The 23,445-nt window shown below is 73.2% G+C and carries 18 protein-coding genes and 2 pseudogenes; 4 read left to right on the forward strand and 16 right to left on the reverse strand.

Annotated elements, in window-relative coordinates; all coding sequences use genetic code 11:
• Positions 1-39: 39 nt before the first annotated feature.
• Positions 40-681 carry an IclR family transcriptional regulator gene (locus M4D82_RS13135; RefSeq protein ID WP_053684560.1) on the reverse strand — a complete coding sequence of 214 codons (642 nt, stop codon included), beginning with the start codon at positions 679-681 and terminating at the stop codon, positions 40-42.
• A 368-nt stretch (positions 682-1,049) separates the two neighbouring features.
• Between M4D82_RS13135 and M4D82_RS13140 the strand changes: the two genes are divergently transcribed.
• Positions 1,050-2,126, forward strand: coding sequence for a hypothetical protein (locus tag M4D82_RS13140; RefSeq protein WP_249766234.1), 1,077 nt, complete (start codon positions 1,050-1,052; stop codon positions 2,124-2,126).
• 79 nt (positions 2,127-2,205) lie between these two features.
• On the opposite strand, the gene M4D82_RS13145 is transcribed toward M4D82_RS13140, so the two are convergent.
• The 6 genes and pseudogenes from M4D82_RS13145 to M4D82_RS34305 all read right to left on the reverse strand — a co-directional run.
• Positions 2,206-3,993 carry a DEAD/DEAH box helicase gene (locus tag M4D82_RS13145; RefSeq protein ID WP_249766235.1) on the reverse strand — a complete coding sequence of 596 codons (1,788 nt, stop codon included), beginning with the start codon at positions 3,991-3,993 and terminating at the stop codon, positions 2,206-2,208.
• 135 nt (positions 3,994-4,128) lie between these two features.
• A complete protein-coding gene (locus tag M4D82_RS13150; protein ID WP_249766236.1) occupies positions 4,129-4,500 on the reverse strand; it encodes a type II toxin-antitoxin system death-on-curing family toxin in 372 nt (123 codons plus the stop codon).
• The gene (locus M4D82_RS13155; RefSeq protein WP_037923309.1) at positions 4,497-4,694 is read right to left on the reverse strand and encodes an Arc family DNA-binding protein; all 198 of its coding nucleotides are present in this window, start codon (positions 4,692-4,694) and stop codon (positions 4,497-4,499) included. Before M4D82_RS13155 ends, M4D82_RS13150 begins: the two co-directional genes overlap by 4 nt.
• Before the next feature lie 33 nt (positions 4,695-4,727).
• Positions 4,728-6,218: an MFS transporter gene (locus M4D82_RS13160; RefSeq protein WP_249766237.1), complete on the reverse strand. Its 1,491-nt coding sequence runs from the start codon at positions 6,216-6,218 to the stop codon at positions 4,728-4,730.
• A 121-nt stretch (positions 6,219-6,339) separates the two neighbouring features.
• On the reverse strand, positions 6,340-8,664 hold the full coding sequence (locus M4D82_RS13165) for a xanthine dehydrogenase family protein molybdopterin-binding subunit (RefSeq protein WP_249766238.1): 2,325 nt from the start codon (positions 8,662-8,664) through the stop codon (positions 6,340-6,342).
• Positions 8,661-9,395 (reverse strand): annotated as a pseudogene (locus M4D82_RS34305) ((2Fe-2S)-binding protein); the annotation flags it as partial. The pseudogene M4D82_RS34305 and the gene M4D82_RS13165, both read right to left, overlap by 4 nt.
• A gap of 947 nt (positions 9,396-10,342) precedes the next feature.
• Here M4D82_RS34305 and M4D82_RS34310 point away from each other — a divergent pair.
• Positions 10,343-10,537, forward strand: a complete 195-nt coding sequence (locus tag M4D82_RS34310) for a hypothetical protein (RefSeq protein WP_349637060.1) — start codon at positions 10,343-10,345, stop codon at positions 10,535-10,537.
• A 193-nt stretch (positions 10,538-10,730) separates the two neighbouring features.
• On the opposite strand, the gene M4D82_RS13175 is transcribed toward M4D82_RS34310, so the two are convergent.
• The 4 genes from M4D82_RS13175 to M4D82_RS13190 form a co-directional block, all read right to left on the reverse strand.
• Positions 10,731-11,573 carry an FAD binding domain-containing protein gene (locus M4D82_RS13175; RefSeq protein WP_502988916.1) on the reverse strand — a complete coding sequence of 281 codons (843 nt, stop codon included), beginning with the start codon at positions 11,571-11,573 and terminating at the stop codon, positions 10,731-10,733.
• 419 nt (positions 11,574-11,992) lie between these two features.
• Positions 11,993-13,633 (reverse strand): beta-N-acetylhexosaminidase, encoded by a 1,641-nt coding sequence (locus tag M4D82_RS13180; RefSeq protein WP_249766239.1) that lies wholly within the window; start codon positions 13,631-13,633, stop codon positions 11,993-11,995.
• Between the two features lie 189 nt (positions 13,634-13,822).
• The gene (locus M4D82_RS13185) at positions 13,823-14,107 is read right to left on the reverse strand and encodes a DUF3039 domain-containing protein (protein WP_150207851.1); all 285 of its coding nucleotides are present in this window, start codon (positions 14,105-14,107) and stop codon (positions 13,823-13,825) included.
• 28 nt (positions 14,108-14,135) lie between these two features.
• Entirely contained in the window at positions 14,136-14,696 is a 561-nt protein-coding gene (locus M4D82_RS13190; protein WP_249766240.1) for a YqgE/AlgH family protein, read from the reverse strand.
• 264 nt (positions 14,697-14,960) lie between these two features.
• On the opposite strand from M4D82_RS13190, the gene murA reads away from it, so the two are divergent.
• Complete coding sequence (gene murA, locus M4D82_RS13195) at positions 14,961-16,304, forward strand: UDP-N-acetylglucosamine 1-carboxyvinyltransferase (protein WP_249766241.1); 1,344 nt, start codon at positions 14,961-14,963, stop codon at positions 16,302-16,304.
• Between the two features lie 123 nt (positions 16,305-16,427).
• Here the strand turns inward: murA and M4D82_RS13200 are convergent, their stop codons facing one another.
• The 3 genes from M4D82_RS13200 to M4D82_RS13210 form a co-directional block, all read right to left on the reverse strand.
• Complete coding sequence (locus tag M4D82_RS13200) at positions 16,428-16,709, reverse strand: HU family DNA-binding protein (protein ID WP_007264399.1); 282 nt, start codon at positions 16,707-16,709, stop codon at positions 16,428-16,430.
• A 389-nt stretch (positions 16,710-17,098) separates the two neighbouring features.
• Positions 17,099-18,511 carry an NAD-dependent malic enzyme gene (locus M4D82_RS13205; RefSeq protein WP_249766242.1) on the reverse strand — a complete coding sequence of 471 codons (1,413 nt, stop codon included), beginning with the start codon at positions 18,509-18,511 and terminating at the stop codon, positions 17,099-17,101.
• A gap of 584 nt (positions 18,512-19,095) precedes the next feature.
• A complete protein-coding gene (locus M4D82_RS13210) occupies positions 19,096-21,402 on the reverse strand; it encodes a HelD family protein (protein ID WP_249766243.1) in 2,307 nt (768 codons plus the stop codon).
• Positions 21,403-21,766: 364 nt separating this feature from the next.
• On the opposite strand from M4D82_RS13210, the pseudogene M4D82_RS13215 reads away from it, so the two are divergent.
• Positions 21,767-22,018, forward strand: a pseudogene (locus M4D82_RS13215) (hypothetical protein); the annotation flags it as partial.
• Between the two features lie 226 nt (positions 22,019-22,244).
• On the opposite strand, the gene M4D82_RS13220 reads toward M4D82_RS13215, so the two are convergent.
• Both M4D82_RS13220 and M4D82_RS13225 read right to left on the reverse strand, forming a co-directional pair.
• Positions 22,245-22,814, reverse strand: a complete 570-nt coding sequence (locus M4D82_RS13220) for a CGNR zinc finger domain-containing protein (protein ID WP_249771749.1) — start codon at positions 22,812-22,814, stop codon at positions 22,245-22,247.
• Positions 22,815-22,909: 95 nt separating this feature from the next.
• The gene (locus M4D82_RS13225; protein ID WP_249771751.1) at positions 22,910-23,437 is read right to left on the reverse strand and encodes a GNAT family N-acetyltransferase; all 528 of its coding nucleotides are present in this window, start codon (positions 23,435-23,437) and stop codon (positions 22,910-22,912) included.
• Positions 23,438-23,445: the final 8 nt, after the last annotated feature.

The following is a 23,445-nucleotide window of genomic DNA, read 5'->3' on the forward strand; positions in this document are numbered from 1 at the left end:
CCGGTCTGCCCGTATCGGTTCGTACGGGCCCGCCCCGGCTCAGCGCAGGGCGTCGGCGACCTCGCGCGCCGCGTCGACCACGCGGGGGCCCACCCGTTCGGGCACGGCGTCGGCCAGCATGACCACGCCGACGCTGCCCTCCAGCCCGGTGATGCCGACGAGCGGCGCGGCGGCGCCGCTGGCGCCCGCTTCGAGTTCCCCGTGGGTCAGGGTGTACCCGGGTTCGATGAGGGTGCCCTGACGGGCGGCCAGGATGGCCCGGCCGGCCGCGCCCCGGTCGAGCGGGTGGCGGAACCCGGCCCGGTAGGCGACGTGGTAGTCCGTCCAGGTCGGCTCGACGACGGCCACGGCGAGCGCCTCCGAGCCGTCCACGAGGGTCAGGTGCGCGGTGGCCCCTATGTCCTCGGCGAGCGAGCGCAGCGCGGGCAGCGCGGCCTCCCGTACGAGCGGGTGGACCTGACGGCCCAACCGCAGCACGCCGAGCCCGACGCGGGCCCGGCCGCCGAGGTCGCGCCGGACCAGCGCGTGCTGTTCCAGGGTGGCGAGCAGCCGGTAGACGACGGTGCGGTTCACACCGAGACGGTTGGACAGTTCGGTGACGGTCAGACCGTGGTCGGTGTCGGCGAGCAGCTTGAGGACTCTGAGTCCTCGATCGAGCGTCTGGGAGGTCTCCGCGGTCACGACGCCTCTCCCTCTGTGTCGGTGGGCGGCGGTGACTCTCGGGGCGGAGCGCTGCCGGTCCCTCGGCGACGCACGGAGAGGCCGCCGGTAGCGGCCATGGCACCGGCTGCGCTCCCGCGGCGGCGCTGCCACGGGGCGTTCGATGCGGGGACAGTAGCGAGCGGGTCCGCTCAGCGGAAGGCCTCGTCCAGAATCCGGGCGCCTACTACCGGTTTGTGCCTTTTTCCGTTCGCACCTGTGCCAATTCGTAATGTCGAGACGCCAAAAACCGCTTTACGAGCCCCTTACTCTGATCGTGTTCAAAAAAGATGTTGGGGGTGGGCTGGAAGGCGACAGGCCTTGAGCTCACGTAGGGGAAAGAAGCAAGAGTGAAGCTGAAGCGCATGGCTGTCGTCGCCGCCGCCGCCGTGGTGGGCCCGACGGTCCTCATGGCCACGCCCGCGATGGCCGACGAGGTCCAGAACCCGGCGATCACGACCCCGGACGCGGCTCCGAAGGACGACGCGGCCCCGGCCGAGAAGCCCGCCGCCGAGACCCCGGCGGAGAAGCCCGCCGCGGAGACCCCGGTCGTCGCCGAGAAGCCCGCCGCGGAGACCCCGGCGAAGCCCGGCGCGGAGACCCCGGCCACGCAGACCCCGGCCCCTGCCCCGGCCAAGCCCGCCGCCGAGAAGCCGGCCGCCAACGAGGCCGGTCAGGACGAGTCTGCCGAGGAGGACTGGCAGGCGACCGGCCCGAAGGTCACCATCACGGGCCTCCCGTCGACCTTCACTGCCGGCGGCACCTGGCAGCAGTTCACGGTCCACGTGGACAACAAGGACGGCGACGACCACGAGGACTACTCCCTCGGGCTCAACCTGCTCACCCGTTCGTCGAAGCTCCAGAGCGGGCAGGTCGCCGTGGAGGTGTACCTGCCGGACGAGAACGGCAAGTGGCACTGGTACCCGGTCGAGGCGGAGGGCGAGGACGGCGCCTTCGCCCTGGACTTCGGTCGCGGCTCGATCGAGAAGGGCGACGAGTTCGACATCAAGCTCCGCCTGAAGTTCTCGAAGGACGCCCCGGCGACCGAGTTCGCTCTCGCCACGGTCGGCTGGAGCAACGCCGAGGACGACGAGTCCTTCTCCGAGTCCCACTTCGCCCGCTCGACGCTGAAGGCCCCCGCCAACGGTGGCGGCAACAACGGCGGTGGCAACACCGGTGGCAACACCGGCGGCAACACCGGTGGCGGCAACGACACCAAGCCGAACGGCGGCGGCACCACCACGCCGATCGTCGACAACAACGGCGGTGGCACCACCGGCTCCGGCAACACCAACACCGGCGGTCAGCTCGCCGAGACCGGTTCCGACGCCGCCACCACCTGGGCGCTCGGCGCCGGCGGTGTGGCCCTGGCCATGGGCGCCGCCCTGGTCGCCGGCACCGGCCGTCGTCGCCGCGTCTCCGCCTGACCCACAGGACACGAGAACGGGGTCCGTGCGCACCGCGCACGGACCCCGTTCCGCGTTCAGGACCTGCGGCCCGGACGGCTCACCGCATCCGGGTGGCCCACTCCTGCACCTTCTTGATCCGCTCCTTCAGCTGCCCCGCCGTCGCCTCCGCGCTCGGCGGCCCACCGCACACCCGGCGCAGCTCGGTGTGGATCACCCCGTGCGGCTTGCCACTCTGGTGGACGTACGCGCCCACCATCGTGTTCAGCGACTTGCGCAGCTCCAGCAGCTCCTTGTGCGACACCACCGGGCGCCGCTCGGCGGGCAGCTCCAGCAGGTCCGCCTGCTCGTCCGGCTTGCGCCGGCTGTGCGCGATCTGCCGTGACTGCCGCTTCTGGAGCAGCATCTGCACCTGGTCCGGCTCCAGCAGCCCGGGGATGCCGAGGTAGTCCTGCTCCTCCTCGCTGCCGGGGTGGGCCTGCATGCCGAACTCGGCGCCGTCGTAGAGGACCCGGTCGAAGACCGCGTCGGACTCCAGCGCCTCGAAGGACATCTGCTCGTCCTCGCCGGTGTCCTCGTCCTCCTGCCGGTTCGCCTCGTCCATCTCCTTCTCGGACTCGGCGTACGGGTCCTCGTCCTCCCCCGCCTTCTTCGGGCGGTCGAGGACGTGATCGCGCTCGACCTCCATCTCGTTGGCGAAGCCCAGAAGGTAGGGAATCGTCGGAAGGAACACGGACGCGGTCTCGCCGCGCCTGCGCGATCGTACGAAGCGGCCGACGGCCTGGGCGAAGAACAGCGGGGTCGAGATCGTCGTCGCGTACACGCCCACCGCGAGGCGCGGGACGTCGACGCCCTCGGACACCATGCGGACCGCGACCATCCAGCGGTCGGTGTTCGCGCTGAAGTCGTCGATCCGCTTCGAGGCGCCGGTGTCGTCGGACAGCACGACGGTGGCCTTCGTACCGGTGATCTCGCGGATCAGCTTCGCGTACGCGCGCGCCGAGTCCTGGTCGGAGGCGATGACGAGGCCGCCCGCGTCCGGGATGCCCTTCCTGACCTCCGTGAGGCGCCGGTCGGCGGCGCGCAGCACGTTCGGCATCCAGTCGCCGCGCGGGTCCAGGGCGGTGCGCCAGGCCTGGGAGATGGCGTCCTTGGTCATCGGCTCGCCGAGGCGGGCGGCGATCTCGTCGCCCGCCTTGGTGCGCCAGCGCATGTTGCCGCTGTAGGAAAGGAAAATGACGGGCCGGACGACTCCGTCACCGAGGGCATTTCCATACCCGTAGGTGTAATCGGCGGAAGAACGCCGAATTCCGTCATTCCCTTCCTCATAGGTCACGAAAGGAATGGGATTGGTGTCGGACCGGAAAGGCGTACCGGTCAGCGCCAGCCGGCGGGTCGCCGGGTCGAAGGCCTCCAGGCAGGCCTCGCCCCAGGACTTCGAGTCGCCGGCGTGGTGGATCTCGTCGAGGATCACCAGGGTCTTGCGCTGCTCACAACGGTTGCGGTGCAGCATCGGGCGTACGCCGACGCCCGCGTACGTGACGGCGACCCCCTGGTAGTTCTTGCTCAGCGGCCCGGCGGAGTACTCCGGATCGAGCCGGATGCCTATGCGGGCGGCTGCTTCCGCCCACTGCTTCTTCAGGTGCTCGGTCGGCGCGACGACGGTCACCTGCTGGACCACGTGGTGGTGCAGCAGCCAGGAGGCGAGGGTCAGCGCGAAGGTGGTCTTGCCGGCACCCGGGGTCGCGACCGCGAGGAAGTCACGCGGCTGCGTCTCGATGTACCGGTTGAGGGCACCCTCCTGCCAGGCACGCAGCTTGCCGGCGGTGCCCCACGGCGCACGGCCGGGGAAGGCGGGTGAGAGGTGGTGGGAGGCGGTAGTAGTCACGGTCTCCGGTTCGTGCTCTCGGTGGCGGTCGTACGTAGGACAACCGGGCCACCTTACCGGCCCGCGCCGGCCCCCCACGGAGGGACAGGCCCGTGACCTCGGCGGGTGCGGCGAGCGTCACACCCGACCGGCGTCTCAGCCCGCGAACCGGGGCAACTGGGCTGCGATCTTGGGGACATCGAGCGCCCCCTGACATACGTCGAGCACGAACTGTTCGGCTTCGTCGACATCGAAATCGGCGTCGAGCGGATGGCCGTTCATGTGGAGGAAGACCCACGTGGCGTACCAGGCGATGCGCTTGTTTCCGTCCACGAGGCCGTGGTTGCGGGCCAGCGACTCCATCAGTGCCGCGGCCTTCTGCCACACGTCCGGATAGGCGTCCTGACCGAACACGCTCGCCTGGGGGCGCGCGAGCGCCGAGTCGAGCAGGCCGTAGTCGCGCACCTCGTTCGCCCCGAGACGCTCCGCGAGGTTCAGGAGCTCGGGGAGCGTCAGGTAGTGCGTCAAGCAAGCCTCCGATTGAGCTCGGCGCTCGCCTTGAGCACGTGCTCCGCCGCTTCGTTGAACAGCCGGGAGTGCTCGTTTATGGCCTTGATGACCGCGTCGTGCGCGAAGGACTGCATGCTCCGCCCCTCCGCCTCGGCGCGCTCACGCAGGGCGTCCAGCTCTTCCTCGGTGAATCTGACGTTGAGACCAGCCATGACAGCAACGGTACCGCGTGGTACCACCCGGTGTCATCCGGCGTCCGGGGCCGGGTTGAGGCGGGTGGCCACCCAGGCGCCCGCCAGGGCCACGCAGGCCATCGGGAGGAACACCGCCAGGAAGGCCGTCGGGTGGGAGGCGCCCGCGCCCGCGGTCGCCGCGTGGCCCGCGCCCACCGCGCCGCCGCCGAGGGCGGCGAAGGCCGCGCCGACGGCGGCCAGCAGCACCACGTTGGCCAGCGCGTCGGAGATCTGGAGCGCGGCGGAGTTCGACCCCGCCTCCTCGGGCGCCGACAGCTTCAGCAACAGCACACTGGTCGAGCCGATGACCAGGCCCATGCCGAGGCAGCCCACCGACCAGGTCAGCGCCAGCGCCCACACCGGGACGGACGTGATCAGCACCGCCGGCGCCGCCGCGATGGCGAAGGCCACCATGCCCATCCCGGCGACCATCAGCCGCTCCCGGTGCGGCGCCACCCGCCCCTTGGACTGCACCCAGGAGCCGAGCGCCCACGTCACCCCGCCGAGCGCGAGCGAGAAACCGGCCAGGGTCGGGCTCATCCCGCGCTGGGTGACGAGCATCAGCGGTACGAAGCTCTCCGCGCCGATGAACGACCCCGCCGCCACCCCGCGCAGCAGCACCACCGACGGCAGCCCGCGCCGGACCAGGTACGTGCCGCGCGGCATCAGGCCCCGAACGGCCGGCACGAGCAGGGCCGCACCCGCGAGACCGGGCAACAGGGACAGCCACCGCAGGTCCTGGGCGGCGTACTGGAGCAACCCCGCGCCCACCGAGATGCCGAGGGCGAGCCGGATGCGACGGCCGTCGATCGCGGCGGCCGGCCCGCCGGGGTCGACGGGGCCGGAGGCGGTCCGCCGGATCGCGGGCAGCGCCACGCACAGCGGTACGACGACCAGCGCCGGGATCCCGAGGAACACCCACCGCCAGCCGAGGTGCTCGGTGACCGTACCGGCGGCCAGCGGTCCGACGATCGACGGCACCACCCAGCTCGCCGCGAAGGCCGCCATGATCGCGGGGCGCAGCCGTTCCTCGTAGGCGCGGCTGACCACCACGTACAGGGCGACGATCACCAACCCGCCGCCGAGGCCCTGCACCGCCCGGCCGAGCACGAAGACGCCCATGAGCCCGGCGGTCCCGGAGCACACCAGCCCGGCGGCGAAGGCGCCGATGCCGACGGTGAGCGGGCGCAGCGGGCCCTGCCGGTCGGCCCACTGGCCGGAGAGGACCATGCCGAAGAGGCTGGTCGTGAAGTAGGCGGAGAACCCGAAGGCGTACAGGCCGATGCCGTCGAGCTCCCGCGCGGCGACCGGCATGGCGGTGCCGACGGCGGTGGCCTCGAAGGCGATGAGGAAGACGACGGAGACGATCCCGACGGTGAGCGCACGGTACGCCGCCCCCATGACCCCCACGTCCCGACCGCCGGTCGCGACGGCGCTCCGCGCGGGGAGGGGCTTCTCGGGGGTCTCGGGCCCGCTCGGCACGCGGGGTTCAGGGGCGCTCATCGCCCCAGAGTAAGGGGCGTGGCCCGGGAGCGGACCTGTCCGTTCGACGGAGATCATCTGGTCCCGCGGACCTAGGTCGTGGCCGCCCAGGGCATTTCCCCGGGCGGCCCCCGTTCGTGTCCTACGAGGTCGCCACCGCCGCCGAGGGGCGGATCGGGATGCGGTTCACCGGGCGGCCCGTCGCCGCGCGGACCGCGGAGGCCACCGCCGCCGGGGTCGTCACGACCGGAACCGCGCTCGCCGCCTTCGCCCCGAACGGGGCCACCACGTCCCGCTCCTCGACCAGCCGCACGATCCGCACCGCCGGGGCGTCCAGCGACGTCGGCAGGGCGTAGCCCGTCAGGTCGGGGTGGCGGACCAGGCCGGCGACCGAGCGGAGGTTCTCCGTGAGGGCCGCGCCGACGCCCTGGGTGACGCCCGCCTCGATACGGGCCTCCAGCTGGCGGGGGTTGAGGATGCGGCCCACGTCCTGCGCGACGGCCAGCTCCACCACCCGTACCGAACCGAGCTCGATGTCCACGTCGACCACCGCGCGGATCGCGCAGAAGGCCAGGCCCACGAACGCGTCGCCCTGCCCGTCCGCGTCCAGCGGCTCCGTCGGGTGGGGGCGGCACTGGGCCGTCGCCCACAACTCCTTGCCCTCTATCGCCTCCGCGACCGACATGGAGAACGCCCCGTCGTACGAGGTGATGCGCCCGTCGGCGATCTGCAGGAGTTCCGTGGACATGCCGAGCTTGGCGGCCATCGGCGTCAGGAGCTGCGTACGGACCATCTTGGCCGCCCGCTCGACCGCGCCGCCCGACACCCACGTGTGCCGGCCGTGCGCCGAGGCGCCCGCCGGCGGCTGGTCGGTGTCGACCGGGGCCATCGCCACCTCGTCCACGCCCAGGACCTCCTGGACGATCTGACGGGCGAGGGTCGCGAAGCCCTGGCCGGTGTCGACGGCCGCGCAGATGACGGTGGCGGCGCCGCCGACGACCTTCACCGTGGCCGTGGAGACCTCGTCCGTGCCCTCCGCGCCGAGCATGTGGACCATGCCCACGCCGTAGCCGACTCCGCGCCGCACCGCGCCCGGTTCACCCGCGCCCTCGGGGCCGCCGGGCAGCAGCCATTCCTCCTCCGGGGTGTCCTTGGGGAGGGAGGGCAGCGGGAAGTCACGGACGGAGCGCAGGAGTTCGGCGACGGGGGCCGGGCAGGTCACCGTCTGGCCTGTGGGCAGCAGGTCGCCGGTGGCCAGGACGTTGCGCAGGCGCAGCTCCGCGCCGTCGATGCCGAGGGCGGCGGCGAGCTTGTCCATCTGGCCCTCGTAGGCCGCGCAGACCTGCATCGCGCCCTCGCCGCGCACGTGGCCCGACGGGGGGTTGTTGGTGCGCACCGCCCAGCCCTCGACGAAGGCGTGGGGGACGACGTACGGGCCGCAGGCGAACGCCACCGCCGCCGCGAGGGACTCGGCGGAGGAGTCGGCGTAGGCGCCCGCGTCCATCAGGATCTGGGCCTCGACCTTGACGAGCCGGCCCTCCGCGTCCGCGTGGTGGCGGTAGCGCAGCAGGGTGGGGTGGCGGTGGGCGTGGCCGAGGAAGGACTCCTCGCGGGTGGCGGCCAGCTTCACCGGGTGGCCGGTGCGCAGCGCGAGCAGCCCGAGCGGGAGTTGGAAGGCGGCGTCCTCGCGGTCGGCGGTGGCGCCCGGGACGCCGGTGACGACGACGCGCACCCGGTCCGGGTCGAGGCCGAAGCAGGCGGCGGCGAGGTCGCGGTCGGTGTGCGGGTCGGTGGAGGCGGCGTAGATCTCCACGCCGCCGTCGGGTCGCGGTACGGCGAGCCCGGCCTCGGCGCCGATGGGCGCGGGGTCCTGGCGGCCGATGCGGTAGAGCCCCTCGACGACGACCTCCCCCGTCGCCTCGGGGTCGCCGTAGCGCAGCGGGATGTGGCGGATGAGGTTGCCGTCGGGGTGCAGCGGGACGGCGCCGAAGGACTGCTCGGGGTCCGTGACGGCGTCGAGCAGCTCGTACTCGACGGTGATGGCGGCGGCGGCGAGGCGCGCGGTGTCGGGGTGGTCGGCGGCGACGGCGGCGATGGGCTCGCCGTGGTGGCGTACGACGTCGTGGGCGAAGACCGGCCGGTCGGCGATGCGGCGGCCGTGGGTGGTCGCGCCGGGGACGTCGGCGTGGGTGATGACGGCGCGCACGCCCGGCATCTCGGCGGCGGCCGAGGTGTCGACGGACAGGATGCGGGCGTGGGCGTGCGGGGAGCGCAGGACGGCGGCCCACAGCAGGCCTTCGGCCCACAGGTCGGCGGCGTAGGGGAAGGTGCCCTCGGTCTTGGCGCGGGCGTCCGCGGCGGGCACGGAGGCCCCGATTCCGCGCACGGGCCGCGGCTGGTCCCCTTCGGGGGTGGCGGTGACCGTGGTGACGGTCGTCGTCGCCGTGGCCGCGTCGTGCCCGCTCACGCCATGCCTCCGTTGTGGTGGTTCCCGCTGGTGTCGGTGTGGCCGCCGTTGCCCGCGCCGTCGTAGGCACCGCCTGCCTCGTAGGCACCGCCGGCGTCGTACGTCCCGCCGGCTTCGTACGCACCGCTCGCCTCGTACGCACCGCCCCCGCCGTGGACGCCGCCTTCGCCGGGCGGTGCCTGGTGCGGGATGAGCATCGCGGGCGCGGCCGGCGCCCCTTCGGCGGCCTGCGCGGCGGCGGCCTGGGCGGCCTCGCGCTCCGCGACCACGTCGCGGACCGCTTCCATCACGCCCTTGTAGCCGGAGCAGCGGCAGAGGTTGCCGCAGAGCGCCTGGCGGGTCTCCAGGTCGCTGGGGGCGTGGTTGCCCTCCAGCAGGTCGTGGATGGTCATGGCCATGCCGGGCACGCAGAACCCGCACTGCACCGCACCCGACCTGCACAACGCCTGCTGCACGTCCGACAGTTCCCCATCGGTCGCGAGACCCTCGACGGTGCGCACCTCGCTGCCCGCCGCCGTGGCCGCCGGGACCAGGCAGGAGGCGACGAGCCGCCCGTCGACCTGGACGGCGCAGGCCCCGCACTCACCCTGCGAGCAGCCGTCCTTGGCGCCGGCGAGGCCGAGGCGCTCGCGCAGCACGTAGAGCAGGGACTCGCCGATCCAGGCGCCGGTGACGGGCCGGTCGGCGCCGTTGACGCGCAGGACGTAGGAAGCCGCCGGGTGTTCGTGATGCGCGACGGCGGGGATCCCTTCGTCCTCGTACGTCGCCCCCTGCCCCGGGAAACCTTCAGCGCCCCCCTCGTCCGGGACGGTCACGGCACGGTCGGGGCCGTCCACGTCCGGTCCCGGCGCGGCCTGCGCCCCCTCGGCCAGGGCCTGCGCCCCGGGGGCGGCGTCCGCCCGCGGCGCGGCGTCCGCCTCGGCCTCGGCCTCCGCGGCCACGTCCGCGAAGGACTGCCCGTGCCCCAGCGTGTGCCCCGGGCCCTCCCGAAGCCGTACCCCGGCTCGGGCGCGGCGGCCTCCGACGCGTCCACCGGGCGCGGGCGTTCGCCCTCGACCGGGGTGTCCGCCGGGCCGTGGGCGGCTTCGATGTCCGGGGCGGCGTGCGGGACGGCCTCCGGCTCGGGGCCGCTCGCCCCGGCCCGCCCGCCCGCCCGTAACCCTCCGGCAGCGGGGTGCCCACGCCGGGCCCGCCCAGCACCCTGGGTCCGCGTCCCTGGCCGGCCGCCGCCTGCCCCTCACCCGGCAGCACACCGGAACTCATCAGCGCGTCGGAACCCGTCAGCGGGTCGGAGCCCGTCAGCGCGTCCGAGCCCGCCCACGGCGCGGCGGCGCCACCCGGCAGCGTCGCCGGGACCTGGCCCCAGCCGCCGCCCCGCGCCCCGTCCGACGGATCGCCCTGAGCAGCGGCGTACGCCTCCCCGACGCCCAAGGGGCCGCCGTACGAGGCATGCGCGTCATGCGCCTCGTACGCGTCGTGCGTGTCGTGCGCGTCGCCCACCGCGAAGCCCGCGCCGTCCGTCGGCAGCGTCCACTGCCCGGTGGCTCCGTGCTGCCCGTCGTGTTCGAGGTGCTGTGCCGCCGCCTCGGGGAAGTGCCACTCTGCGGTCGCGCCCGCGTCATGGTCGGCGTGCGGTACCGCCGCCTCCGGCTCCGGTTCGGCCTCGCGGCCCCGGTCGGTGAACACCGCCGCCACCGAGGCCGGCAGCGGGATCGACGCCGGGATGGGGGCGCGCGCGGGCGCGGCCGGGGCCGTCGACGCGGCGGCCGCGCCGCCCGCCTCCGGCCACTGCACCGGCATCGTCCAGGTGCCGGTCGCGGTGGGGTCGGCGCTGCCGGTGCCCAACGGCACGATCATCGGCGGCGGCGCGTAGCCGTGTCCGGGCGCGGCCAGCGGCTCGCCCGTGTCGAGGGCGTCCAGCATGTCCTGCGGCAGCTTCACGAAGGCCGTGGCCTCGTTGTCGTACTCGCCGCCGTGCGGCACGGGCTGCCAGCCCCAGCCGGCGCCGTCGCCCGCCGCCGAAGTGCCCGCGTCGCCGTTCGTTCCGCTCACGTTCTCGTTCTCGCTCATGAGGTCAGCGCCCTCCCCAGGGCCCTGCGCGCCAGCACGGCCACCGTCCGCCGCAAGTGCACTACCGCGGACGAGACGGGTTCTCCCTGGTCGGGCACGCAGGCCGCCGCGACGTAGTCGCCGAAGGCCTCCAGCGCCTCGGGGGCCAAGCCCCGGTCCCCGTCCCAGTCGATCAGCGAGGCCACCCACTGCTCGGCCTCCAGCGGGCGCAGTGGCATCGGGGCCACCGCGCCGATCGCGCAGCGCACACCCCGGCGCGCGGGGTCCAGTACGAGACCCACGGACGCCACCGCGCGCCCCGGACCCGTACGCCCGGTGGCCTTCAGGAAGACCTGCGGCGCGTGCAGCAGGGGCACCCGGACGAAACCGATGAGCTCGCCGCCGCGCAGCATCTCGCGGCCGGCCAGCAGGTGGGAGACGGGGATCTCGCGGCGCGCGCCACCGGGGCCGACGATGATCAGGGCCGCCTCCAACGCCGCCAGCACGGGCAGCGCGTCACCGGTCGGGGCGGCCGTGGCGATGTTCCCGCCGAGGGTGCCCGCGTTGCGGATCTGCGGCGGGCCGGCGGCCCGCGCGGCCGCCGCCAGCGCCGGGATCAGAGCGGCGAAATCCGGCCGCCCCATCCGGGCGTGCGTCAGGCCCGCGCCGAGCAGCGCGTGCCCGTCCTGGTACTGCCAGCCGCGGATCTCGTTGATCCGTCCGAGCCCGACCAGCGCGGCCGGCCGCAACAGCCCCGCGTTGACGGCCGCCATGAGGTCGGTACCGCCCGCCACGGGCACGGCGGCGGGCATGGCGGCGAGCGCCGCCACGGCCTCGTCGAGCGTGGTCGGAAGCGTCACGGACTGCCCCGCCCCGTCCGCGTGCGGTGCGTGCGGCCCCTGAGCTGAATGCGGTGCGTGCGGTGCGTGCGTGGTCAACCCGGCTGCCCCTTCCCGATGTCCCGGTCCCGGCGCTCACGCCTGTCCGCCGTACGGTACGTGCTCACCGCCGGGACGTGGCAACTCTGGCACATCTTCGGGACCACCCGGCGCGAGGGTCTCCCCCTCGCCGCGCTCCGGCCGGCGCCGCCGCGCGCCCGCGCGCACCGGCCCCGTCCCCGCGTACGCGGGCCCGTCGAGGCCCGCGCGCCGCTTCCGCCCGAACGCCCGTTTTCCCCCGGATACGCCTCATTCGAGCGAGAGTTCCAAAGGTTTCCGAAGAGTTCCGCTTGCGGTCACGCGGACCTGATAGCGCCCTCGATCGCGCCGTCACACCCGGGTCACACGATCGGAGGGACCCCCTCGATCGGACGGCCGGACACCCCGGGCCGGCGCTGCCGGGGCAACGGTCCGGCGGCCGGCCGATAGTCGACCCCGAGCGCGTCCAACCGGCCGTAATGCGAGGTCATACGCGCCTCGAAGGCCGCGTAATCCCGGGATTCCGGTTCCGGCAGCCGGGACCACACCGCCTCCGCGAAGGCGGCCAGCCGGGGAAACACCTGGTAGTCGACGCGGCTCTGGTTCTCCATCACCTCGGTCCACACGTTGGCCTGCGCCCCCAACACGTGCGCGGCGGCCGCCTCCGACAGCTTCGGCGGCACCGGATCGAAGCGGTACACGTCCTCCAGGGTGCGCACGTAGCCGATCGGCATCGGCTCGTCGGCGCCGCCCGCCTGACGGTGGTCCAGGTACACCTGCTGCTCGGGGCACATCACCACGTCGTGCCCGGCCTCGGCGGCGGCGATCCCGCCGGCGTACCCGCGCCAGGAGGAGACCGCCGCGCCCTCGGCGAGTCCGCCCTCCAGGATCTCGTCCCAGCCGATGAGGCGCCGGCCGCGGTCGGCGAGCCAGCGGTCGAAGTGCCGGATGAACCAGGCCTGGAGGCCGTCCTCCCCGTCCACGCCCAGTTCGGCGATCCGCGCGCGAGCCGCCGGGGACGCGCGCCACTGCCCCTTGGGGCATTCGTCGCCGCCCACGTGGACGAACGGCGCGACCTCGACGGGGAACAACTCCAGCAGCTCCTCGAAAACCCCCTCGTAGAAGCGCAGTACGGGCTCCGTCGGCGCGAGGACGTGCTCACTGATGCCCCAGTCGTCCCACACGCCGAGCGCCGCCGTGTCGACCACATCGGTGTTGCCCAGCTCCGGGTAGGCGGCGATGGCGGCCTGCGAGTGGCCCGGGATGTCGATCTCGGGGACCAGGCGGACGTGCCGCTCCGCCGCGTAGGCGACGATCTCGCGGATGTCGTCCTGGGTGTAGAAGCCGCCGTGCGGGGTCTCGTTCCACAGCGGGGAGGCCCGGTGCCCCCACCGGCTGCGCGGCCGCCAGGAGCCGACCTCGGTGAGCCGGGGGTGGCGGCGGATCTCCACCCGCCAGCCCTGGTCGTCCGTCAGGTGCAGGTGCAGCACGTTCAGCTTGTGCGCGGCCAGCAGGTCGATCTGCCGCAGGACGCCGTCCTTGGGCGTGAAGTGCCGGGCGACGTCCAGCATCATGCCCCGCCAGCCGAAGCGCGGACCGTCGGCGATGCGCGCGTACGGCAGGCTCCAGGCGGGCCGGCCGGGCAACGGCGCGCGGCGGTACGCGTCCGGACCCAGCAGCTGACGCAGCGTCTGCGCGGCCCAGAACAGGCCCGCCGCGCTCGCCCCCACCAGTTCGACCCCGTCCGCGCCGACCCCGATCCGGTACGCCTCCACCCCGAGCGCGCCGGCCGACTCCGGGTCGAGCTCCAGCCGTACGTCGCCCCGCGCGCCGGGAGCGGCGGCCGGCAGCTCCCAGCCGGTGGCCGCCCCGACCTCCCGGCGCAGCCAGCGCGCGACGCCCTCGGCGCCCGGCCCGACGGACAGGGTCGGCGCGGCTCCGAGAACGAGGCGGCGCCCCTCCTCGTCCGGTACGGCGACCCGTGGCAGGGGGATCAGGTCCATGCGTCAACCCTTCGCGGCAGCGAGCACGTTGCGCCCTGTGCAACGCGCGCTGCGCAGGACGCTCCTCCGTCCCCGCCGACCCTAGGCCATGCCGACACGCCCCGGTGCGCCGTCCGGGCACGACGAAGGCCCCCGACGCGCGTCCGCGCGCTCGGGGGCCCTCACCGACGGTTCCGGGGCGTGCCGTGCCTACTTGTCCTTGCCGCCCTTGTCCTTGTCGCCACCGGCGCCCATGGAGTCGTAGATCTCCTTGCACATGGGGCAGACCGGGTACTTCTTCGGGTCACGGCCCGGCACCCACACCTTGCCGCAGAGCGCGACGACGGGGGTCCCGTCGAGCGCGCTCGCCATGATCTTGTCCTTCTGGACGTAGTGGGCGAAGCGCTCGTGGTCGCCGTCGCCGTGGGACACCTGTGGCGTCGGCTCTACGAGGGTCCCCGTACCAGTCCCGCGCTCGGGCTCAAGAGTGCTCATGAATCCAGGGTACTGAACCCCGCGGAGGTCAGTTCAGCGACGGGTCGTCCAGATAGGTGGCGACCATCGCCAGCTCGCTGCGCTGCCGCCGCAGCACCGCCCGCCACAGCCGTTCGGGATCCGGGAAGGAGACGTCACCGGGCTCGGAGTCCACGACGTACCAGGCGCCTTCGCCCAGCTCCGTCTCCAGCTGCCCCGGCCCCCAACCGGAGTAGCCCGCGAAGATGCGCAGACCCCCCAGGGCGGCGGCCAGCAACTCGGGCGGCGCCTCCAGGTCGACCAGGCCGATCGCCCCGTGCACCCGCCGCCAACCGAGCGGCCCCTCCTCGCCCGGGATCACCGCCACGCCCAGGGCCGAGTCCAACGCCACCGGCCCGCCCTGGAACACCACCCCCGGATCGCCGGCCAGCGGCGCCCACGGCAACAGGATGTCGCGGACGTCCACGGGGGTGGGCCGATTGAGGACCACGCCGAGGGAGCCCTGCTCGTCGTGGTCGAGCAGCAGCACCACCGCGCGGTCGAAATTCGGGTCCGCGAGGGCGGGGGTGGCCACGAGCAGCCGCCCTGTGAGGGAGGACACCTCGGTCATGCGCACATGATCTCGCACAATCGGCCTCCAGGGGGAGCCGGCGGCCGAAACCGATCACGCGCAGCTCAGGGCGCACGGCGGCAAGGAGGAGCGCGCGCACGTACACCCGTGCGGAAGTCGACGCTCCGCTACCTGGCGCACACGGTGGGTGCCGTTGCGAATTCACGACGGTCACAGGGCCACGTCACCCATACAAACAAGGGTGTGGTGGCGCTTACCCTTTTCCCTGCACCCCTGCCCATCCCTCTCCGGAACGCGAGATCCATGACCGGCATCAGCGACGATGTACTGCTTGTTCACGGCGGAACCCCGCTTGAGGGCGAGATCCGTGTCCGCGGCGCGAAGAACCTCGTGCCGAAGGCCATGGTCGCCGCGCTGCTCGGCAGCGGCCCCAGCCGGCTGCGCAACGTTCCCGACATCCGCGACGTCCGCGTCGTACGCGGACTGCTCCAGCTGCACGGCGTGACGGTGCGCCCCGGCGAGGAGCCGGGCGAGCTGGTGCTCGACCCGACGCACGTCGAGAGCGCGAACGTCGCCGACATCGACGCGCACGCGGGCTCCTCCCGGATCCCGATCCTCTTCTGCGGCCCGCTGCTGCACCGCCTGGGCCACGCCTTCATCCCGGGCCTCGGCGGCTGCGACATCGGCGGCCGGCCGATCGACTTCCACTTCGACGTGCTCCGCCAGTTCGGCGCGACCATCGAGAAGCGCGAAGGCGGCCAGTACCTGGAGGCCCCGCAGCGGCTTCGCGGATGCAAGATCCGCCTGCCCTACCCGTCGGTCGGCTCGACCGAGCAGGTCCTGCTGACGGCCGTCCTGGCCGAGGGCGTGACCGAGCTCAGCAACGCCGCCGTGGAGCCCGAGATCGAGGACCTCATCTGCGTACTGCAGAAGATGGGCGCGATCATCTCCATGGACACCGACCGGACCATCCGGATCACCGGTGTCGACAGCCTCACCGGCTACAACCACAAGGCGCTCCCGGACCGCCTGGAGGCCGCCTCGTGGGCTTCCGCGGCCCTGGCGACCGGCGGCAACATCTACGTCCGCGGCGCGCAGCAGCGTTCGATGATGACCTTCCTGAACACGTACCGGAAGGTCGGTGGCGCGTTCGAGATCGACGACGAGGGCATCCGCTTCTGGCACCCCGGCGGTCCGCTCAAGGCCATCGCGCTGGAGACGGACGTCCACCCCGGCTTCCAGACCGACTGGCAGCAGCCGCTGGTCGTCGCCCTCACCCAGGCGTCGGGCCTGTCGATCGTCCACGAGACGGTCTACGAGTCCCGCCTCGGCTTCACCTCGGCGCTCAACCAGATGGGCGCGCACATCCAGCTGTACCGGGAGTGCCTGGGCGGCAGCGCCTGCCGCTTCGGCCAGCGCAACTTCCTGCACTCGGCGGTCGTCTCCGGCCCCACCAAGCTCCAGGGCGCCGACCTGGTCATCCCGGACCTGCGCGGCGGGTTCTCGTACCTGATCGCGGCGCTGGCGGCCGAGGGCACCTCGCGCGTCCACGGCATCGACCTGATCAACCGCGGCTACGAGAACTTCATGGAGAAGCTCGTCGAGCTGGGCGCCAAGGTCGAGCTGCCGAACGGCGACCTCGTCTGATCGGCTCGCCCGAAAGGCCGAAGGGCGGCCACCCCACGGGGTGGCCGCCCTTCGGCGTTTTTCTGCGTTCTACGTATCACTGCCGTCCCGAGGGCCTGCGCGGCCCTCGGCACAAGGGCGGTGTTACTTGCCCTTGGCGGCTTCCTTGAGCTTGGAGCCCGCGGAGACCTTCACGCTGTAGCCGGCCGGGATCTGGATGGGGTCGCCGGTCTGCGGGTTGCGCGCGGTGCGAGCGGCACGGTGGGTGCGCTCGAAGGTCAGGAAGCCGGGGATGGTGACCTTCTCGTCGCCCTTGGCGACGATCTCGCCGACGGTCTCGGCGAGCGCGGCCAGAACGGCGTCGGCGTCCTTGCGGGTCACCTCGGCGCGCTCGGACAGAGCGGCCACCAGCTCACTGCGGTTCATGTTGTACTCCCGTGTTCAACTTGCCTTAGAGGCGTGAGATCGAAGCCGATGCTGCCAGGGCCCTCGGACAGTCCCCGGACCCGGGTCTGAACGTCAGACCCTCTCGCCCGGTTACGCATCCTGCCCCCACCAGCGGCGGGAAAGCCAATCCGGCACCCGCCAGGGTCACACGAAAAGCGCCACAGTCACGCCGCGGTGACGCTCCGTCCGCACGTGAGGCTCCGGCCGGTTGCCCGGTGGATGCGGACCGCGGGCCACGCGGGCATCCCCGCAACCCTAGGGCCGCCCGGACGGGCCCGCATCCCGCGACGCGCCGGGAGTGAAGGTGGGGCCCGTCACAGGGACCCGTCGACCCTCGGCGCGTCGCTCGACCCGTGCTCGACCGCCGGCTATTCGGCGGTGGCGGCGGTGGCCGCGCGCCGGACCGCGCCGGCGACGGCGCCCGCGACCTTGTCGTTGAAGACGGACGGGATGATGTAGTTCGCGTTCAGCTCGTCCTCGCCGACGACGTCGGCGAGCGCGCTCGCGGCGGCCAGCATCATGCCGGTGTTCACGGTCCGGGACTGGGCGTCCAGCAGGCCGCGGAAGACGCCCGGGAAGACCAGCACGTTGTTGATCTGGTTCGGGAAGTCCGAGCGGCCGGTGGCCACGACGGCGGCGGTCTGGCGGGCGATCGCCGGGTCCACCTCGGGGTCCGGGTTCGCGAGCGCGAACACGATGGCGCCGTCCGCCATGGCGGCGACGTCCTCGCCGGAGAGCACGTTCGGGGCCGAGACGCCGATGAAGACGTCGGCGCCGACCACGGCCTCCTTGAGGGTGCCGGTGTAACCCTCGGGGTTGGTGTTGTCGGCGATCCAACGCAGCGGGGAGTCGGGGGCCGCGTCGACCAGGTCGGGGCGGCCCGCGTGCACGACGCCGTGGATGTCGGCGCTGACCGCGTTCTTGACGCCCGCCGCCAGGAGCAGCTTGAGGATGGCCGTACCGGCCGCGCCGGCGCCCGACATGACCACCTTGACGTCCCCAACGGCCTTGCCCACCACGCGCAGTGCGTTGGTCAGCGCCGCCAGGACGACGATGGCGGTGCCGTGCTGGTCGTCGTGGAAGACGGGGATGTCGAGGGCCTCGCGCAGCCGGGCCTCGATCTCGAAGCAGCGCGGCGCGGAGATGTCCTCCAGGTTGATGCCGGCGAAGCCCGGCGCGATCGCCTTGACGACCGCGACGATCTCGTCGGGGTCCTGGGTGTCCAGGCAGATCGGCCACGCGTCGATGCCGGCGAAGCGCTTGAAGAGGGCCGCCTTGCCCTCCATGACGGGCAGCGCGGCCATGGGGCCGATGTTGCCGAGGCCGAGCACGGCGGAGCCGTCGGTCACGACTGCGACGGAGTTGCGCTTGATGGTGAGGCGCCGGGCGTCCTCGGGGTTCTCGGCGATCGCGGTGCACACGCGGGCCACGCCCGGGGTGTAGATCATCGAGAGGTCGTCACGGTTGCGGATGGGGTGCTTGGACGACATCTCGATCTTGCCGCCGAGGTGCATCAGGAAGGTTCGGTCGGAGACCTTGCCCAGGCTGACGCCCTCGATGCCGCGCAGCTTCTCGACGATCTCGTCCGCGTGCGCGGTCGAGGTCGCGGCGATGGTGACGTCGATCCGGAGCTTCTCGTGGCCGGACGCGGTCACGTCGAGACCCGTGACCGATCCCCCCGAGGACTCCACGGCGGTGGTGAGCTGGGAGACCGCGGTTCCGCTCGCGGGCACTTCCAGCCGGACCGTCATCGAATACGAGACGCTGGGCGCCGTTGCCATGGCCGTGTTCCTCTTCTGTCCCTGTTCATCCTGTACGCGGGGGCCCGCACACGGCAGGTGTGACGGGTCCCGTTGTCCGATCGTCCCACCTACCAGCCAGTATGCGGTAACCAGCTACAAATTTCGGAAGAACTCTTCCACCATACGAGAAAGTGGGGGGCCAGGGGAATCGTTGATCTCTACGAACGTGGCCGAAACCCGAGCCACGACGCGAGCCCGCACAGGAGCCGCGACGCGAGCCGGACCCGAGCCGAAACGCGAACAGGTCCGCGCCCTCCCCGGAGAGGGAGGACGCGGACCTGTTGCTCCGACTGAGACACCGACCCGCCATGCTCGCCTCGCGGCAAGTGGTCGCTCTAGGCGACGAAGGTTGGGCCCGGGGGCTTGGATCGAGCCGGTGTCCCACCAAGGCTAACAAAGGATCGCCGAAAGCGGTCCCCCCTCCCGCGAGTCGGCCGACCCCTCACGCGCCTGGCCGCGGGCCATCCGGCCGCGCGCCTCGGGTGCGGGCGCGCGGTCCGGCGACCCCGGTCGGCGGGGGTGCCCGGTCCGGGAGCCCCGGTCAGGGGGCGCCGGAGCTCCGGTCAGGGGCGCAGCAGCTCCGGGACCCCGTCCGCGCCCGGAGCGTCGCCGTCCGTCGAGACCACCGTCAGCTGCTGCGTCGCGCGCGTGAGGGCCACGTAGAGCACGCGCAGGCCCGCCGGGGACTCCTCGGCGATCTCCGCCGGGGAGACCACCACCGTGGCGTCGTACTCCAGGCCCTTGGCCTCCAGGCTGCCCAGGGCCACCGCCCGCTCGCCCAGGTCGGCGAGCCAACCCGCCGCCTCCGCGCGCCGGTCCATGGCCACGACCACGCCGACCGTCCCGTCGACCTGCTCCAGCAGCCGACGGGTCTCCTCGCGCACCGCCGCGCCCAGGTCGCCGGAGGCGACCGCGAAGCGCGGCTCCAAGCCCGTGGAACGCACCGCCGTCGGCGGCTCCATGCCCGGCATGGCCCGCTCCAGGACCCGCGCCGCCACCTCGGCGACCTCGGCCGGGTTGCGGTAGTTCACGGTCAGGGTGAATCGCCGGCGCGGCCGGGTCCCCAGCGCCTCGTCACGGGCCGCGGCGGCCTCGTCGGGGTCGGTCCAGGAGGACTGCGCCGGGTCGCCGACCACCGTCCAGGTGCCCGTACGGCCGCGCCGGCCCACCATCCGCCACTGCATGGGCGTCAGGTCCTGCGCCTCGTCGACGATGACGTGCGCGTACTCGGTGCGCTCGGCCGCGATCCGCTCCGCGCGCTCCCACTGGGTCTCCTCGCGGGTCGGCATCAGCTCCTCCAGCCCACTGAGCTGGTCGAGCGGATCCATCTCCTGCTTGCGCCTGGGCCGCGCCGGAGCGCCGAGGAGCTGCTGGAGCTCGTCCAGGAGGGCCACGTCGTGCACCGACAGCGGCCCCTTGCCGTCCGGGCCGACCCGGCGCAGCGAACGGGCCAGCCGGCGGGTCTCGCGCGGGTTCAGGTCCCGACGCGACCAGCGGCCGAGGCGCCGCTCGTCGGCCATGGCGGCGAGCACCCGGCGCGGGGTCAGCTCGGGCCACCAGGCGTCGAGGAAGGCGATGAACTCGTCCTCCGTGGAGATGTCCTCGTCGAAGGCCGAGCGCAGCTCGGCGGCCAGCTCCGGGTCCGAGTGCCGGCCGGCCGCGCCCGTCTTGGCGTAGAGGGCGTCGAGGAGCAGCCTGCGGGCGCGGGGGCGCAGCAGGTTCACGGGCGCGGTCCCGCCGAGGACGGTCTGCCGGATCCGGTTCAGCTCGGGCGCCTCCAGCTCCTGGCGCCGCCCGAAGGCCACCACGCGCAGCCGCTCGGGGGCGTCGCCCAGCTCCAGGGCGCCGCGGACGGCCTTGCGGAGCACCTTGAGCATGCGGGAGGAGCCCTTGACGCGGGCCACGTCCGGTTCGTCGTACGTGGTCGCCTCGGCCCCGTCGACCAGCGAGCCGAGCGCGCGGATCGCGACCTGGCCCTCCTCGCCGAGGGAGGGCAGGACGCCCTCGGTGTAGGCGACGAGCAGCGGCGTCGGGGAGACGATCAGGATGCCGCCGGAGTAGCGGCGCCGGTCCTGGTACAGCAGGTACGCGGCCCGGTGCAGCGCGACGGCCGTCTTCCCGGTCCCGGGCCCGCCCGCGACCTCGGCGACGGAGGCGGCGGGGGCGCGGATGACGAGGTCCTGCTCGGCCTGGATGGACGACACGATGTCGCGCATGGTGTGCGTACGGGCCCGCCCGAGGGAGGCCATCAGCGCGCCGTCGCCGATGGCGGGCAGCTCGCGGCCGTCCAGGAACGCGGTGACCTCGGGCCGCATCAGGTCGTCCTCGACGCCGAGCACCTTGCGCCCCTTGGAACGGATCACGCGACGCCGCACGACGCGGCCGGGGTCCTTGGGGGTCGACCGGTAGAACGGCGCGGCGGCCGGGGCCCGCCAGTCGATGACGAGCGGCGAATAGTCGGCGTCGAGCACGCCGATGCGCCCGATGTGGAGCGTCTCGGCGATGTCGGCGGTGAGGTCGGGCCGGATCGCGTCCTCGGCGGGCTGGACGGAGGTGTAGGCCCCGTCGGGCCCCCGCTCCCCGTCCTTGCCGAGGACGAGGTCGATCCGCCCGAAGAGGAAGTCCTCGAACTCGTTGTTGAGCCGGTTGAGGTGGATCCCGGCGCGGAACACCTGCGCGTCCCGCTCGGCGAGCGCGCCGGGGGTACCGACCTGGCCGCGCTGGGCGGCGTCGTTCATGAGGAACTCGGCCTCGTGGATCTTCTCCTCAAGGCGTCGGTACACCTGATCGAGATGCGTCTGCTCGACCGCGATCTCCCGATCGCGGACGGAATCCGCCGTGCTGTCGACAGCGGCATTCTGCGCGGCCACCAAGGCCCCCTTCTGACGTGCATGGGCGACCGTCAACCGTACGCGAATCCGACGCCCCTGTGCACGCGGGTTCCGCCCGACGCCCCCCGCGCCGTGCGGAATCACGACGAGCACGCGGCATTCCGGCCAACCTGACCGCCCGGGGTCGGGTGGGGGTGGGGGCGGAATCCCCCCGGACGGGATCAGAGAAGGTATGGGGCTTTCCCGTCAGCGAAGAGACGAGCGGTCGGGCGAGTCCCAGGCATCCGGGCGCTCAAAGCCCCTGTCGGGACCGGGCGGCCGGCTTACCTCCCGCCAGGACGCCTTCTCGACCGCGCACGCGCCGGCTGGGACCGCTTCATCGCCTCCATCGAGGAGCCGGCCGATGAGTGAGCGCTACGAATACGTACCCCACCGACTCCTACGCCATCGCGTGCGCGACATCGCCTCCGGCACGGAGGGCGAGCTGATGGCCGTGATCAACGAGAACGTCTCCGACACCGGCATCGAGCGCTGGATGCACCTCGCCTACATCCGCGCCGCCTCCGGCCGCGAATTCACCACCGCCGCCACCAACCTCGAACCCGCCTACGACCAGCCCAAGACGGCCGCCGGCCGCCAAGACGTGGGCAGCGCGCAGCGAGCCGATGCGCCTGACCGCCCGCCACAGCACTCTGATCGTCTTTTGGGGCGGGTATCGGCCCAAGACGGCCGGCGGACGCCGAGATATGAGGAGTGCGACGCGGAAGGACGATGAGAGTGACGGGAAACCCCCAAGGCATCTCTGATCCCGCCCCGGGGGATTCCGCCCCTACCCCCACCCACCCGCACCCCGGGAAGCGGGTACGCGGGAAACGACGCCCCTACCCCGCCGTGCCCACCCTTCGGCGCCGGTGTCTCGCCACGCGCTCGCGGTTGCCGCAGAGTTCGCTGGAGCACCAGCGGCGGCGGTGGCCGCGGGAGGTGTCGAGGTAGACGCGGGCGCAGCCGTCGCCGGCGCAGGTGCGCAGCAGGGCCAGGTCGCCGGGGTCGGTGAGGAGTTCCACCGCGTCCCGGGCCACCGTGGACAGCAGCCCCGCGCACTCCACCCGCCCGCACAGCTCCCGCACCAGGTGGCCCTCCTGGTCCCGGACGGCGCACAGGCCCGGGGGCGGTCCCGCCGCGGCGGCGTTCAGTCGGGCCAGCGAGCCCTCCTGCGGTCCGCCACCCCCCAGCTCCGCCCTCACGAGGTGGTCCACATCGGCGCGCAGGTCGCGGAACGCGGCCACCCAGTCGGGGCCCAGCCGTCCCAGGGGGGTCCGGTCGGGGACGAGCCCCGCGCCGACGAGCCACAGCCGCAGCTCGTCGCCGTCGCGGATCTGCTCGGGGCCGCCCCCGGGGGTCCGGGTGGTGGCCAGCAGGTCGAGACAGACCCGCCCGGAGTCGAACCACATGCCCGTCACCGCCTCGGTCACCGCCCCGGTCGCCGTGGTACGCCTCCCCCAGAGTGCCGTCGGGGCGGTCGTTGCGGAAGCCCCCGCGCGGGGGGCTACGCGGCGGGCGGGTCGTCGTGGAGCAGGCGTTGGAAGAGGCGGTGGTCGCGCCAGGCGCCGTTGATGTGGAGGTAGCGGGGGGCGAGGCCGTACTCGGTGAAACCGGCCTTCGCGAGCACTCGTCGGGAGGCGACGTTGTCCACGAGGGTGCCGGCTTCGATCCGGTGCAGGCCGAGTTCGTCGCGGGCCGTGCGGCAGACCTCCTCGACGGCGGCGGTGGCCAGGCCCCGGCCGTTGCGGGTCTGGTCGACCCAGTAGCCGATGCCGGCGCCGCACAGCGGTCCGAAGGTGATGTTGGCCAGGTTGATCGCCCCGACGGGCGCGCCGGTCGCCGTCTCGACGAGGACGTACGGGATCATGCGCCCGGCGTCGCGTTCGCCGAGCAGGCCCTCGATGCGGGCGCGCTGGCCCGCCTCGGTGTAGAACGCCTCGTCCCGGTGGGGCTCGTAGGGCGCCATGTACGCGCGGTTGCGGGTCAGTACGTCGGCCAGCGCGGCGGCGTCGTCGAGCGTGAGGCCGCGCATCTCCACCC

The organism is Streptomyces sp. RerS4, from assembly GCF_023515955.1.
GTDB lineage: Bacteria > Actinomycetota > Actinomycetes > Streptomycetales > Streptomycetaceae > Streptomyces.

What these genes read in the sequence shown, in the direction of transcription:
- M4D82_RS13155 (WP_037923309.1), bottom strand. Translation starts at nt 4,694, where the DNA reads ATGGCTGGTCTCAACGTCAGATTCACCGAGGAAGAGCTGGACGCCCTG.
- M4D82_RS13160 (WP_249766237.1), bottom strand. Translation starts at nt 6,218, where the DNA reads ATGAGCGCCCCTGAACCCCGCGTGCCGAGCGGGCCCGAGACCCCCGAG.
- M4D82_RS13180 (WP_249766239.1), bottom strand. Translation starts at nt 13,633, where the DNA reads ATGGACCTGATCCCCCTGCCACGGGTCGCCGTACCGGACGAGGAGGGG.
- M4D82_RS13185 (WP_150207851.1), bottom strand. Translation starts at nt 14,107, where the DNA reads ATGAGCACTCTTGAGCCCGAGCGCGGGACTGGTACGGGGACCCTCGTA.
- M4D82_RS13190 (WP_249766240.1), bottom strand. Translation starts at nt 14,696, where the DNA reads ATGACCGAGGTGTCCTCCCTCACAGGGCGGCTGCTCGTGGCCACCCCC.
- murA (WP_249766241.1), top strand. Translation starts at nt 14,961, where the DNA reads ATGACCGGCATCAGCGACGATGTACTGCTTGTTCACGGCGGAACCCCG.
- M4D82_RS13200 (WP_007264399.1), bottom strand. Translation starts at nt 16,709, where the DNA reads ATGAACCGCAGTGAGCTGGTGGCCGCTCTGTCCGAGCGCGCCGAGGTG.
- M4D82_RS13205 (WP_249766242.1), bottom strand. Translation starts at nt 18,511, where the DNA reads ATGGCAACGGCGCCCAGCGTCTCGTATTCGATGACGGTCCGGCTGGAA.
- M4D82_RS13220 (WP_249771749.1), bottom strand. Translation starts at nt 22,814, where the DNA reads ATGTGGTTCGACTCCGGGCGGGTCTGTCTCGACCTGCTGGCCACCACC.
- M4D82_RS13225 (WP_249771751.1), bottom strand. Translation starts at nt 23,437, where the DNA reads ATGCGCGGCCTCACGCTCGACGACGCCGCCGCGCTGGCCGACGTACTG.